This window comes from Streptomyces sp. NPDC021225 (genome assembly GCF_044332865.1).
In the GTDB taxonomy this organism is placed as follows: Bacteria; Actinomycetota; Actinomycetes; order Streptomycetales; family Streptomycetaceae; genus Streptomyces.
The window spans coordinates 1-13,639 of record NZ_JBIRPV010000016.1 but is presented as its reverse complement, the minus strand read 5'-3'; the positions used below and the strand labels follow the sequence as shown (position 1 = coordinate 13,639).

Below are 13,639 nucleotides of genomic sequence, written 5' to 3'. Positions count from 1 at the left end.
TCAGCTCCTGATCTCGGGGCGGTCGATCACGCGCAGCCAGCTCCCGTCGGGCTGGCGCCGTACGACCTGGACCCGCCCGCCGGTGTTGTCGGCGGGGTGCGTGGAGGTGACGGCGAGGTCGCCGTTGCGGACGGTCGGCAGCGCCGGTTCCTGCTCGAAGCGGGGCACCTGCGCGAGCATCCGCTCGAACACGGCCCGGATCGCGTCGCGGCCGACCGTCTGCGACCCGGGCGGATAGGCAAGCACGGCGTCGGGCTCGTACAGCTCGGCGAGGCCCTCGGCGTCCCCGGCGTTGGCCCGCTCCACGAACAGGCGGGTGAGGTCCTCGGGCTCGGTGGCCCGCTCGCGGGCGGTGGTCCGATCGGTCATGGCTGCTCCCGGTCTCCGGTCGTCTCTCGTCCTGACACCTCCACTCTGCGGCCTCGCGATCTAGAAGTCCAAGAGCTGGTTGTGCTGCTCGCTAGAATCAATCGTTATGGAACTTCGGCAGCTCGAATACTTTGTGGCCGTGGTCGAGGAGGCCAACTTCACCAGGGCGGCGGAGCGGCTCCATGTGGCCCAGCCGGGCGTCAGCGCGCAGATCAGGCGCCTGGAGCACGAGCTCGGGCAGGAGCTGCTGGACCGCTCGGGGCGCTCGGTGCGGCCGACCGAGGTCGGCGCGGCAGTCCTCCCCCACGCCCGGGCCGCGCTCTCGGCGGTGTCCGGGGTGCGGCTGGCCGTCGAGGAGCTGACCGGGCTGGTCCGCGGACATGTCGCCATCGGTACGGTGACCTCCCACAACGTCGACCTGGCCACGCTGCTCGCCGAGTTCCACGACGACCACCCGGCAGTGGAGATCACCCTCACCGAGGACGGATCCGACCGGCTCATCGACGCGCTGCGCGGCGGCCGGCTGGACGCGGCGATCATCGCCTTCGGCACCACGCCCCCGCCGGACCTCGAGACCCACGTCGTCACGGAGGACGCGGTGGTCGCGGCCGTCAGCCCGGATCACGAACTGGCCGGGCGGTCGACGATCCCGCTCGACGCGCTGCGCGACCGGGTGCTGATCAGCCTGCCCCAGGGCACGGGCATCCGCTCGCTGCTCAACGAGGCCTGCGCCGCGGCCGGGTTCACCCCGCACATCGCCTTCGAGGCCGGCACCCCCGCGGTGCTCGCCCAGCTCGCGGCGCGCGGGCTGGGCATCGCGATCGTGCCCTCGGGCATCGTGCGGTCGCGCGAGGACCTGCGCGCGCTCACGATCACCCGGCCCGCGCTGCGCGGCACCCTGGCGCTTGCCTGGCGCGCCGAGGGCCCCATCAGCCCCGCCGCCCGCGCCCTGATCGGGCGCGCGCGGCGGCAGATCGGCGACTGGGCAGCCTAGGGCAGTTCCAGGAGCGCCTGCGCCGGGAGGTGGTCGCTGGGAAACTGGCCGTCCCGGGAGTAGGTGTTGATGGTGGCGGCATGCGTGCGCACCGCGGGCGAGGTGAGGATCCAGTCGATCCGGTCACCGTCCGGGACCAGCGGCTTGTAGCCGTGGAAGGTCGCGTACAGCGCGCTGCGCCGCTCGGCGGCGTCCCAGGCGTCGACCAGGGAGCCGCCGCCCAGCATCGCGTCGTAGACCGGGTTGCCGTGGGCGGCGACGTTGAAGTCGCCGGTGACGATGCGGGGCAGGGCGGCGTCGAGGCCGCCGAGCCGCTCGGTGATCAGCGCGCCGGCGCGCTCGCGGGCGGGCTGGCTGCGGTGGTCGAGGTGGGTGTTCAGGGCGTAGAACTGCCCTCCGGTGCGCTTGTCATGGAAACGGACCCAGGTGACCATGCGGACCACCGCCCCGCCCCAGGTGTTGGACCCGATCACATACGGGGTGTCGGACAGCCAGAAGTGGTCGTACTCGAGCGGTTCGAGGCGGCCGGTGTCATAGAAGACGGCCATGAACTCATCGCGGCTGCCGCCCGCCCGCCCCGTGCCCAGCCAGTCGTAACGCGCCCCGAGGTCCTGGGCGATATCGCGCAGCTGGCCGTACAACCCCTCCTGGGTGCCGAGGAGTTGGGGCGCCTCGCGGCGCAGCAGCTCCCGCATCACGGGGCGGCGCCGGGCCCAGGAGTTGGGCTCGGCGTCGGAGGCGTAGCGGAGGTTGAAGGTCATGACGCGCAGCCGCGCGTCACGCTCCGGGCCGGAGTCGGCCTCGGCGGCGCCCTCGGCGTGGATGGCCAGTGGCATGGCCAGGGCCGCGGCTGTCGCGGCGCGCATGCCGTGGCGACGGCTGAACACAGGTGCGGGCATGGCTCCTCCGTAAGGTCCGGCGATGGCCTCAAGTCTCGGGCCTCGCGGTGTGGGCGAAGTGACCTGCGGTGACCGTGCTTTGAAACGTAGGACTACCCGCGGATTGCCGCCGAGCCACCGCGCGGCGGCTCGGATCGCGGAGATTTCCCCGCGGCGATCTGTATTGAGAGCGGCCGCGGCGGGGCAGGCGCCCCCGGGTCCGATGACCGTTCGATCAAATGTTCCCGGGAGAGTCAGTGCAGCAGGACAGCCCCACGCGAGTGCGAACTCCGTCGGCCGCCGCCGCGCCGCCCCGGGCCGGCGGCTCCGCGGGCCGCACCCGCGACCCGTACTTCGACAACGCGAAGTACCTCACCATCGTGCTGGTGGTCTGCGGTCACGCCTGGGAGCCGCTCACCTACGGCAGCCGCACCGTGACCGCGGCGTATCTCACGGTGTACGCGTTCCACATGCCGGCCTTCGCGCTGATATCGGGCTATTTCTCGCGCGGTTTCGACCTGGGGCCCGGGCGGCTGCGGCGGCTCCTGACCGGAGTCGCGGTGCCGTACGTCGTCTTCGAGGTCGCGTACACCCTCTTCTACCGCTGGGCGCAGGACGACCCGGGCTATCCGATCAGCCTGTTCGACCCCTGGTATGTGATGTGGTTCCTGGTCGCGCTGTTCATCTGGCGGCTCACCACGCCGCTGTGGCCGGCCCTGCGCCATCCGGTGCCGGTCGCGCTGGCCCTGTCCGTGCTCGCCGCGGTCTCACCGGACGTGGGCGGCGATCTGGCCCTCCAGCGGGTGCTGGCGTTCCTGCCCTTCTTCGTCCTCGGGCTGTCGCTGCGGCCCGAGCACTTCACGCGGCTGCGCACCCGGCGGGTCCGGCTGGCCGCGCTGCCGGTCGGCGCGGGGGCGCTGCTCGCCGCGTACGCGCTGGCGCCCCGGCTGGACGCGGGGTGGTTCTACCGGCGCGGGAGCGTGGCAGGCCGGGGCGTGCCGGCCTGGGCCGGGGTGTTCACCACCCCCGCGCTCTTTCTGCTGGCGCTGGCGCTGACGGCCGCGTTCCTGGCCTGGGTGCCAGGGCGGCGGCTGTGGATCACCGCGCTCGGCACCGGGACGATGTACGGCTATCTGCTGCACGGCTTTGTGATCAAGTCGTCCCGCTTCTGGGACTGGTACGACCACCCCTGGCTGCACACCCCCGTCGGCGAGCTGGCGGTCACGGGCGCCGCGATCGCCATGATCACCGTGCAGTGCACCGCGCCCGTGCGGCGCGTGTTCCGCCCCCTGGTCGAGCCCCGGATGGCCTGGGCGTTCCGGCGCGAGACCGAGGGCTCCGGCCGGGGCGCCGCCAAGAACGCCGCAAACACCGCGCAGCATCAGAAAACAGCACAGGACACTCACTAGAGTGGGTGATATCCGCGTGAGGCGGGCACAAGCCATATCCGGAGCACACCGGACCGCCATCAGGTGAGAAACCAGGTGAGGAGTCGGCCATGCCGCAGACAATGGAGTGGAAGGTCCACCTCTACCTCTACGAGGACCAGGGAACGACGAAGGCGCGTGTGGTGCTCGACACGAAGGACACCTCGTTCACCGGCCGGGGCGTCGCCCGGTGCAGCCCCGAGGACCACGATGTGCCGGAGATCGGCGACGAGCTGGCGGCCGGGCGGGCCATGCACGACCTGGGCGAACAGCTGCTGATCGCCGCGGAACGCGATATCGAGGGCGAGATCGTCTCGCACCGCCCACGGATCAGGCCGGCCCCCGGGTGGGCCCTGTAGGCGGTCGCTCCGCCGCGGGCGCCGCTGGTCCACCGGCGGCGCCGCGCGGCGGCTGCGGCAGGAGGCCGCCCGACACGCGGCCGCCCGCCGGAGGACCTCACCCCCAGCGGGTGGAATAGCCGCTGTACCTCCGCCGGCCCGGCCGGATGACCAGCGTGGCCAGGAACCCGAGGAGTCCCGCGCCGATGAGCGCCAGCCCGGGGCCGAGGCTCTCCGCGTAGGAGACGATCCCGGCGAGCGACGACGTGTCGCCCTGGGTCCCCGGAATGATCGGGCTGACCTGTCCGCCCGCGCCTCCCGGCGCAACCGGGGCGCCCGCGCCGTTGGCGCCATTGGCGGGGGTGGTGGGCGCGGCGCCCGCGGCGGCGTCGCCGCCGTCGCTCGCCGGGGCGTTCGGGATGGACACGCCGAGCGCAGTCAGCGCCTTGGTCACCGGCTGGAAGAAGGTCACGCCTCCGCTGGTGCAGTCGCCGGTGCCGCCGGAGGTCACGCCGAGCGCCACGTTCTGCGCGAACAGCGGGCCCCCGCTGTCACCGGGCTCGGCGCACACATTGGTCTGGATGAGCCCGCTGACGGTGCCCTCGGGGTAGTTCACCGTCGCGTTCAGCGCCGTCACCTCGCCCGACCGCAGCCCCGAGGTGCTGCCGCTGCGCGACACCTGCTGGCCGACGACCGGATCGGCGGCGCCGGTGATCCGCACGATCTGCCCGTTCCCGACGTTCAGCACGCTGCTCTGGTCCAGGTCGGCGTTCTGGTACTGCACGAGGGAGAAGTCGCTTCCGGGGAAGTCGCTCCTGACCGTCGTGCCGACGGTGGTGTTTCCCTGGTTGTCCGCGAACCACGGGGTGCCGTTCGGACCGCAGTGGCCCGCCGTCAGGATGAACCCGGCCTGGCCGTTGGTCACATTGAACCCGGCCGAGCAGCGCCCGCCCTGGGTGAAGATCGGCTCGGCGCCGGCTGTGCGGGTGGTGAAGGAGCCGGTCGTCCGCTCCATCCGCACCTCGCCGCCGATCTCCGCGGCCACCCCCTTCATCCGTGACCACTGGTCGGTGGAGACGGTGCTGTCGCCGAGCACCACCACCTTGTTGGTCGTGGCGTCCACCGCCCAAGCGGTCCCCGCCACCCGGGGCGCCGCCCGTAACGTGTCGGTCGCCGAGCGCAGCTGCCGCATGCTGTACCGCACCTGCTTGGCCCGCGCCCCCGCCCGGGTGACCTCCTCGGCCGCCGCCTCATCCGTCACCGCGACCACCGCCCGGCCGTCGGCGCCGATCCAGCCGCCGGCCGTACGGGAGGTGCCGAGCTTGTCCACCAGGCTCCTGGCCAGCTCGGCGTCCCGGGTGTCTCTCGCCCCCAGGGCCCGGGTGGGATCGCCGCCGGACTTGTGGGCGGGCGATCCGTCCGCCGCGGCCTGAGAGACCATCAGACCGCCGCACACCACTGCCCCGATGGCCACCAGGCGCGCGACACGGTGCGCCCTGCGCCGCGTGTGTCCCACCAGCCTGCCTCCTTACGTCGTTCCAGCACGGCGCCGCCCTCCGGTCGCCGGGGCCCTGGACGGCATGGACCCCCCTTCCATACGGACCGCGGCGCCATTCCGCTCACCACGACCTCAGATGACCGGGAAATCGGGGCCGGGCCACCTACGATCGTGAGAATGAACAGCGCAGACGTCCTGGCCGACGGCTTCGGCCGCGTTCAGGAGACGGTTCACGAAGCGGTGAAGGGACTTAACGAGGACCAGCTGGCCACCCGCCTCGACGACAAGGCCAACACCGTCGCCTGGCTGGTGTGGCACTTGACGCGGGTTCAGGACGACCATGTCTCCGAGGTCGCGGAGACCGAGCAGGTCTGGACCGAGGAGGGCTGGTACGACCGGTTCGGGCTGCCCTTCTCGGCGGCGGCGACGGGCTACGGACACCGGGCCAAGGACGTGGCCGCCGTCCGGGTGCCCCCGAAGCTGCTCCTCGGGTACCACGACGCCGTCCACGAGCGCACCGTCGGCTTCGTCCGGGGGCTGCGCGACGCCGATCTGGACGTGATCGTGGACGAGGCGTGGACCCCACCGGTGACGCTGGGCGTCCGGCTGGTCAGCGTCATCTCCGACGATCTCCAGCACGCGGGGCAGGCGGCGTTCATCCGCGGCGTGCTGCGGCGGCGGTAGCGCGGCCCGAGGCGCGATCCGTCCTTCAGCTCAGCGCCATCCCTCCGCGCCGCGGCAGTCCGCCGCCCCGCCCCGGCTGCCGCTCAGCCGCGCCCGACCGTCACCGTGCGTGCCGCCGCCGCGCCCGGACGCGCAGCGCCCGGCGCTCCTCCTCGCTCGTGCCGCCCCACACGCCGTGGGTCACCCCCGCGTCCAGCGCGTACTCCCGGCACTCGTCGATCACCGGGCAGCGGCCGCAGATCCGCTTGGCCCGCGCCCGCTGCTCCTGGGCCGCCGGGCCCGCCACCCCCACCGGGAAGAACAGTTCCGGGTCCTCGTCCACGCACGCGGCGTGGCGCCACCACTCCATGGCCGCTCCTCAGCTGCCGATCGCCGTACGCCTGACGGGTGGCGGGTCCCCCGCGGCCCGGGCGGCAAACGGCCGTACGGGCGCCGAACTCCGGTTACGGCATACGGGTTATGACAGACAGTCAGCTCAGCAGTCGCTCGGGCAGTCGGAACACCCTAGTCGCGCGGCGGGCCGAAGCCGCCGCCGCCCGGCGTGTGGACGACGAGCACGTCCTCCGCCCCGGCCTCCGCCGTGTCACAGCCGCCGAGCCGGTCCACCGAGCCGTCGGCGCGCTCGATCAGGTTCTCGCCGCACGCGCCCGGCCCGCCGCCCGCCATGCCGTACGGCGGCACCCGCCGATGGCCGGTCAGCAGCGCCACCGTCATCGGCTCCAGGAAGCGGATGCGGCGGGTGACGCCGTGGCCGCCGCGCCAGCGGCCGCGGCCGCCGCTGCCGCGCCGCACCTCAAAGGCGTCCACGCGCACCGGGTAGCGCCACTCCAGGACCTCGGGGTCGGTCAGCCGGGAGTTGGTCATATGGGTCTGCACGGCGTCCGCGCCGTCGAAGCCGTCCCCGGCTCCCGAGCCGCTGGCCACGGTCTCGTAGTACTGCACGCGGTCGTTGCCGAAGGTGACGTTGTTCATCGTGCCGGAGCCCTCGGCCTGGATGCCCAGCGCCGCGTACAGCGCGCCGGTGACGGCCTGTGAGGTCTCGACGTTGCCCGCGACCGTGGCGGCGGGGAAGGCGGGCGCGAGCATCGAGCCCTCGGGAATGCGGACCTCGAGGGGCTTGAGGCACCCGCTGTTGAGCGGGATGTCCTCGGCCACCAGCGTCCGGAAGACATAGAGCACGGCCGCCATCACCACCGAGCTGGGCGCGTTGGCGTTGCCCGGCTGCTGCGGTGAGGTCCCGGTGAAGTCCAGTACGGCCCCGCGCGCCGCGCGGTCCACCCTCAGGGACACCTCGATGACCGCGCCACTGTCCGTCTCGTAGCGGTACGAGCCGTCCTTGAGGCGCGGGACGATGCGGCGCACGGATTCCTCGGCGTTGTCCTGCACGTGTCCCATATAGGCGTGGACGACGTCCAGGCCGAACTGCCCGATCATCCGGCGCAGTTCATGGATGCCCTTCTCGTTGGCGGCGATCTGGGCCCGCAGATCGGCGAGGTTCGCCTCGGGGGCGCGCGACGGATACGGCCCGGAGGTCAGCAGCTCGCGGGTCTCCCGCTCGCGCAGTCGGCCGTCCCGTACCAGCAGCCAGTTGTCGAAGAGCACGCCCTCCTCCTCGATCCGGCGGCTGAAGGCGGGCATCGAGCCGGGCGTAATGCCGCCGATCTCGGCGTGGTGGCCGCGCGAGGCGACGAGGAACAGCAGCTCGGCGCCGCGCTCGTCGAAGACCGGGGTGACGACGGTGACGTCCGGCAGATGGGTGCCGCCGTGGTACGGGTCGTTGATGGCGTACACGTCGCCCGGCCGCATCGCGTCCCCGTTGCGCCGCAGCACCTCCTTGATCGACTCGCCCATGGACCCGAGGTGCACCGGGATGTGCGGGGCGTTGGCGATGAGATTTCCCCCGGCGTCGAAGAGGGCGCAGGAGAAGTCCAGCCGCTCCTTGATGTTCACGGAGTGGGCGGTGTTCTCCAGGCGCAGGCCCATCTGCTCGGCGATCGCCATGAAGAGGCTGTTGAACACCTCCAGCATCACCGGGTCGACCTCGGTGCCGACCGCCATGGTGCGCGGCCGCGGGCGCACCCGGGTGAGCAGCAGATGGCCGCCCTCGCCGACGGCGGCCCGCCAGCCCGGATCGACGACGGTGGTGGCGTCCGACTCGGCGACGATCGCGGGGCCGGTGACGGCGTCCCCGGGGCGCAGTTCGGCGCGCTCGTACAGCGGGGTGTCCCGCCAGGCGCCCTCGGTGAACATCCGCACGGTGGCGGCCGGGCGCGGCCCGCCCGCGCGCCCCGGCCGCCCGTCCGGGTACCCGCCGGTGGGGGCCGTTGGGCCCGCCGCGCCGACGGCCTCGACCGACACCGCCTCGGCCACGAGCGGCTTGTCCATGGTGAAGGCGTAGCGCGCGCGGTGCTCCCGTACGAACTCCTCGGCCATCGCCTCGGCGGTGTCCAGGCGGACCGGGATGGCCGAGTCGGTTCCCGCGTACCGCAGATGGACCCGGGCCGAGGTGGTGACGGTCTCCTCGGGGACGCCGTCCGCGCGCAGCTCGGCGCGCGTCCGCAGCTCCAGCTCCGCGCAGGTCTCGCGCACCCGCGGCAGCGTGGCCTCGCCCAGCTCCGCCTCGACGGCCTGTTCGCGCATGGCGGTGGCGTCGGCCACGCCGATGCCGTACGCGGAGAGCACACCCGCGAGCGGCGGCACGACCACGGTGTTCACGCCGAGCGCGTCGGCGACCGCGCACGCGTGCTGGCCGCCCGCGCCGCCGAAGCTGGTGAGCGCGTAGCGGGTGATGTCGTGGCCGCGCTGCACGGAGATCTTCTTGACGGCGTTGGCCATGTTGAGCACCGCGATGTCCAGGAAACCGGCCGCGACCTCCTCCGGCCCGCGCCGGTCGCCCGTCTCCTCCGCGATGCGGGCGGCGAGGGCGGCGAAGCGGCCGCGCACCGTCTCGGCGTCCAGGGGCTGGTCGCCGCGGGGGCCGAACACCGCGGGAAAGTGGCCCGGCTGGACGCGGCCCAGCATCACGTTCGCGTCGGTCACGGTCAGCGGGCCGCCGCGCCGGTAGCAGGCCGGGCCCGGGACGGCCCCGGCGGAGTCGGGCCCCACGCGGTAGCGCCGCCCGTCGAAGTGGAGCACCGAGCCGCCGCCCGCCGCCACGGTGTGGATGTTCATCATCGGAGCGCGCATCCGCACCCCGGCCACCTCGGTGCCGAAGACCCGCTCGAACTCGCCCGCGTAGTGCGACACATCGGTCGAGGTGCCGCCCATGTCGAAGCCGATGACCCGGTCGTGGCCCGCCTCGCCCGAGGCGCGCACCATGCCGACGACCCCGCCCGCGGGGCCGGACAGCACCGCGTCCTTGCCCCGGAAGTGCGAGGCCTCGCGCAGCCCGCCGTTGGACTGCATGAACATCAGCCGGATGCCGCGCAGCTCCGCGGCCACGTCCTCGACATAGCGGCGCAGGATCGGGGAGAGATACGCGTCGACGACGGTGGTGTCGCCGCGCGGCACCAGCTTCATCAGCGGGCTCACCTCATGGGAGCAGCTGACCTGCGTGAAACCCAGCTCGCGCGCCACCGCCCCGACCGCCCGCTCGTGCGCGGCGTGCCGGTAGCCGTGCAGCAGCACGACGGCGGCGCTGCGGAAGCCGTCCCGGTACGCGGTGCGCAGCGCGCGTGCGGTGGCGTCCAGGTCCGGCGCGCGCACCACGCCGCCGTGGGCGTCCACCCGCTCGGGCACCTCGACGACCCGGTCGTACAGCGCCTCGGGCAGCACGATCCGCCGGTCGAACAGGCGGGGGCGGTTCTGGTACGCGATGCGCAGCGCGTCCCGGAAGCCTTCGGTGACCACCAGGACGGTCGGCTCGCCGGTGCGCTCCAGCAGGGCGTTGGTGGCGACGGTGGTGCCCATCTTGACGACGGCGATCCGGTCGGCCGGGATGGGCTCGTCGGGGGCGAGGCCGAGCGTCAGCCGGATGCCGGCGACGGCCGCGTCCCGGTATCGCTCGGGGTGGTGCGAGAGCAGCTTGCGGGTCTCCAGGCGGCCGTCCGGGCGCTTGCCCACGACGTCCGTGAAGGTCCCGCCACGGTCGATCCAGAACTCCCAGCGTCCCGTCGTCACCCCGCCATTGTCGCCCCTTTTGTCCGGACGGCCGGGTCTGTGTGATCGGCCTGGTCGGTGTCGTGGGGGGTGGCCCGCTCGCGGGTGATGGTGGCGAGGGCGGCGCGGGTCTCCCGACGGTCCCGGGCGTCCAGCAGGTGGCCGGTGCCCAGCACGGCGTGGCGGCATTCGACGGCCGCCAGCCGGAGGAGGTCGGGCAGCAGATCGGTGCAGCGGTCGGCGACCCAGCGGGTGCCGCGTGTGGCCATCCACCAGGTGCCGGAGAGCAGCGACGGCGGCGGGCCGTCGAGCGCCTCGGCGGGCGGGTGGCCGGTGGCCATCCCGCGCGCGGCGAGGCACGCGTGGAACTCCCGCGCCAGCAGCCGGTGTCCGAGCTCGCTCGGATGCAGCCGGTCCACGCTCCACGCCGCCCGCCGGGCGACCCAGGCGTGGTCGGCGAGATGCACATGCACCGCCTCGTACCGCCGGGACAGCGTGTGCACGACGGCGTTCACGGCGCGCATCCGGCGGGCCAGGGGCCGGGCGAGCGGGGGCGGCAGCCCCAGCATCCGGCCGGGGTCGGGGAGACACGCGGTGAGCACCACGGCGCCGTCGGCGCGCAGCGCGCCGATCGTCGTGTCGAGCGCCTCGGCGACCCGCCGGATGTCGAACGCGGCGCGGAGGGTGTCGTTCGCGCCGGCCACGACCGAGGCGAGGTGCGGCCGGGCGGCGCGGGCGGCGGCCAGCTGCCCGTCGGCGACGTCGGTGGAGAGCGCGCCGCTCCGGGAGACGTTCACGAGCTCCACCGCCCCCGGGAGGGGCGCGAGCCCGGCCGCCAGGTGCACGGCCCAGCCGCGCCGGCCCCCGCCGGGCGCGGGGTCGCCCATCCCCTCGGTCAGCGAGTCGCCGAGCGCGACGAACCGCAGGGTGTGGGGTGCGCGGTCGACGGCGGCGGGCGGGCCCGGGGACCGCGGCGGCTGTACGGCCGGATGGCCGCCCGGGTCGTCCGGGACGGCCGCGAAAACGGCCGGGGCGGCCGAAACCGGCGGCCGCGGAGAACGTGCCGGAAGCGGGCCCACGGTCAGGCCGCCCGGCTCGCCCGTCTCCGGCCGCTGCCCGACGGCTCGTCGCGCGGCGGTACGCGGCGCCACGACGACGCCGTCCGGCGGGACCTCTCCGTCCTGCCGCCCCGCCGGATCCGCCGGGACCGGGGCGCCCGGGCCCCACATCGCGGTCACAGCCGCCGCCGCACGCGGGACAGGCCGTGGTCGGCAGCGCCTTCGGAAGTGCCCGGCCGCGTCCGGCTGACCGCCCGCCACGAGAGGGATCCCGCCGCCTGGCCTCGAGGTTGTCCGGGCGGGCGTCGCATCGCCGTACCGCTTCGCTGCTGCCGGCCACCGGGTCCGCGGTACGGCGTCCGGCTCCGGTCGGCGCGGGTAGCGGCGGCAGCCGCGTGCACCGAGGCCGAGGCCGCGCTGGACAGCCGTCGGCGCCCCGGCAGGCCGCGGCGCCGTGTGCCCAGGTCGTGTCCGCGGGGTCGCGGTCCTGGGCCCGGCGGGACATCGCGGACGCGGCCCGGGCCCCGGCCGGGCGATCTCCGAGGCTGTGACTCCCCTGGCCTTCGCCCCAGATGAGTCCAGGCTGAAGGGGCATCACAGGGCACAGGGGCGCCCTCGCGTCGGGTGCTGCGGTCGATAACCGGCTGACGCGGGACGGCGGCCGAGACCGCCCGAACGGGGCCTGCGCCGCGGGCCGAGCTCATCGCCCGGTCCCGGCGGCCGGGCCGACCGGCAGGCCGTCCGCGCGCGCCGACGCCTCCGAGGAGGGGGCCTCATCGGTACGGCGATCACGACCGGAGACATCGCCGCTGACGAGCGACCCGCCGTGGACAGGAGACACGTCGTGGACGGGCTGCGCGTCGTGCGCCGCGAGGAACGCGGCCACCGCCTCCGGCCAGCTGTAGCGCTCGGCGCGGGCACGGGCCGCGGCGCGGCGGATGGGCTCGGGGCGGGACAGGACGTGTTCGACGGCGTCCGCGAACGCCGCGCCATGGTCCGCCGCCGTCGCGCCCGCGGCGCCGACGATGGCCGGGAGGGCGGACAGTTCGCTGACGACGACAGGCGTGCCGCACGCCAGCGCCTCGAGCGCGGCCAGCCCGAAGGTCTCCGCGGGCCCCGGGGCGAGCACGACGTCGGCGCTCGCCTGGAGCGCGGCGAGCGTGCCCCGGTCGGCCACATGGCCCAGGAACGCGGCCGGGAGCCCCTCCGCGCGAGCGCGGGCCTCAAGGCGCGGCCGCAGCGGGCCGTCGCCCGCGACCACGAGCGCCGCGCGCACGCCCCGCCGGCCCAGCTCGGCGAGCGCGTCGAGCGCGCGACCCGGTCGCTTCTCCGGCGACAGACGCGAGCACATCACCAGGAGCACCGCGGCGCCGCCCCGGTGCCGGTCGCGCAGCGCCGGGTCGCGGTGGGCCGGGCGGAAGTGGTCCAGATCGACGCCCAAGGGGGCGCGTACGACGTTGCGCGCGCCGATCCGTACAAACTCGCGCGCCGCCCACTCCGTGGTGCAGACGATCCGCGAATACGCCCGCGCGGTGCGCACATTCAGCCGGTCGGCGGCCCGGCGGGCGGCGGCCTCGGGGACGCCCCAGGTGCGCAGCACGCCGTCGGCGCTCTCGTGGGAGACCATCACCGAGGGCACGCGCGCCCGGCGGGCCCACTCCCCCGTCCACCTCAAGGTGGTCCGGTCGGACACCTCGAGCCGGTCGGGCGCGAGCCCGTCCAGCAGCCGGGACAGCCGTCGGCGGTCGGTCAGCACCCGGTAGCCGCCGGTGCCGGGCACCTGGGGCCCCGGGACGGTGATCACCCGCCCCTGGGGGGTGAGCTCGTCGGAGGCGTGCGCGCCCGGCACCACCAGGACCGGCTCGTGCCCGGCCGCCCGGTAGCCCGCGCCCAGTTCGCGCAGCGCGGTACGCAGCCCGCCGGAGGAGGGGGTGACGAAGTTGGCGAGCCGGACGATCCGCAGGGGGGCGCCCATGCCGTCCGGGGTCTGGTCGGGAGCGCCCGCGCGCCGCTGTGGCGCGCTCATGCCCCTCCCTCCCGCTCAGTCCCGGCGCGCTCCAACGCACGGGCTTCCCTCGTCACCGCTCGCTCCTCCGTCGCCGCGCGGCTCCTCAGTCCAGCCCGCGCAGCGCGCCAAGACACGCACCCCTCCACCCGCTCAGTCTCGGCGCGCTCCAACGCACGAGCTTCCCTCGTCACTGCTCGCTCCTCCGTCGCCGCGCGGCTCCTCAGTCCAGCCCGCGCAGCGCGCCAAGACACGCACCCCTCCACCCGCTCAGTCTCGGCGCGCTCCAA

The 13,639-nt window shown here is 74.4% G+C and carries 11 protein-coding genes; 4 read left to right on the top strand and 7 right to left on the bottom strand.

Annotated features, from left to right (window positions below; all coding sequences use genetic code 11):
• The gene (locus tag ACH4S9_RS41295) at window positions 1-369 is read right to left on the bottom strand and encodes a nuclear transport factor 2 family protein (protein WP_358843621.1); all 369 of its coding nucleotides are present in this window, start codon (window positions 367-369) and stop codon (window positions 1-3) included.
• 106 nt (window positions 370-475) lie between these two features.
• Here ACH4S9_RS41295 and ACH4S9_RS41290 point away from each other — a divergent pair, with 106 nt between their 5' ends.
• Window positions 476-1,363, top strand: a complete 888-nt coding sequence (locus ACH4S9_RS41290; protein WP_311723070.1) for a LysR family transcriptional regulator — start codon at window positions 476-478, stop codon at window positions 1,361-1,363.
• Here the strand turns inward: ACH4S9_RS41290 and ACH4S9_RS41285 are convergent.
• Window positions 1,360-2,262 (bottom strand): endonuclease/exonuclease/phosphatase family protein, encoded by a 903-nt coding sequence (locus ACH4S9_RS41285; RefSeq protein WP_398376838.1) that lies wholly within the window; start codon window positions 2,260-2,262, stop codon window positions 1,360-1,362. The two genes, ACH4S9_RS41290 and ACH4S9_RS41285, sit on opposite strands and share 4 nt — an antisense overlap.
• 218 nt (window positions 2,263-2,480) lie before the next feature.
• On the opposite strand from ACH4S9_RS41285, the gene ACH4S9_RS41280 reads away from it, so the two are divergent.
• Entirely contained in the window at window positions 2,481-3,650 is a 1,170-nt protein-coding gene (locus ACH4S9_RS41280; protein ID WP_398376837.1) for an acyltransferase family protein, read from the top strand.
• A gap of 89 nt (window positions 3,651-3,739) precedes the next feature.
• Window positions 3,740-4,027, top strand: coding sequence for a DUF1876 domain-containing protein (locus ACH4S9_RS41275; RefSeq protein ID WP_311723073.1), 288 nt, complete (start codon window positions 3,740-3,742; stop codon window positions 4,025-4,027).
• Between the two features lie 97 nt (window positions 4,028-4,124).
• Here ACH4S9_RS41275 and ACH4S9_RS41270 read toward each other — a convergent pair whose 3' ends face one another.
• Window positions 4,125-5,522, bottom strand: a complete 1,398-nt coding sequence (locus tag ACH4S9_RS41270) for a S1 family peptidase (RefSeq protein ID WP_311723074.1) — start codon at window positions 5,520-5,522, stop codon at window positions 4,125-4,127.
• 159 nt (window positions 5,523-5,681) lie between these two features.
• Here ACH4S9_RS41270 and ACH4S9_RS41265 point away from each other — a divergent pair, with 159 nt between their 5' ends.
• Complete coding sequence (locus ACH4S9_RS41265; RefSeq protein WP_311723075.1) at window positions 5,682-6,188, top strand: DUF664 domain-containing protein; 507 nt, start codon at window positions 5,682-5,684, stop codon at window positions 6,186-6,188.
• A 100-nt stretch (window positions 6,189-6,288) separates the two neighbouring features.
• On the opposite strand, the gene ACH4S9_RS41260 is transcribed toward ACH4S9_RS41265, so the two are convergent.
• From ACH4S9_RS41260 to ACH4S9_RS41245, 4 genes are all read right to left on the bottom strand, one after another.
• A complete protein-coding gene (locus ACH4S9_RS41260) occupies window positions 6,289-6,537 on the bottom strand; it encodes a WhiB family transcriptional regulator (RefSeq protein ID WP_352127805.1) in 249 nt (82 codons plus the stop codon).
• 155 nt (window positions 6,538-6,692) lie between these two features.
• Window positions 6,693-10,307, bottom strand: a complete 3,615-nt coding sequence (locus ACH4S9_RS41255) for a hydantoinase B/oxoprolinase family protein (RefSeq protein ID WP_398376834.1) — start codon at window positions 10,305-10,307, stop codon at window positions 6,693-6,695.
• Window positions 10,304-11,515, bottom strand: coding sequence for a GDSL-type esterase/lipase family protein (locus tag ACH4S9_RS41250; RefSeq protein ID WP_385343629.1), 1,212 nt, complete (start codon window positions 11,513-11,515; stop codon window positions 10,304-10,306). Before ACH4S9_RS41250 ends, ACH4S9_RS41255 begins: the two co-directional genes overlap by 4 nt.
• A gap of 529 nt (window positions 11,516-12,044) precedes the next feature.
• Window positions 12,045-13,319 carry a glycosyltransferase gene (locus ACH4S9_RS41245; RefSeq protein ID WP_358843681.1) on the bottom strand — a complete coding sequence of 425 codons (1,275 nt, stop codon included), beginning with the start codon at window positions 13,317-13,319 and terminating at the stop codon, window positions 12,045-12,047.
• Window positions 13,320-13,639 lie beyond the last annotated feature (320 nt).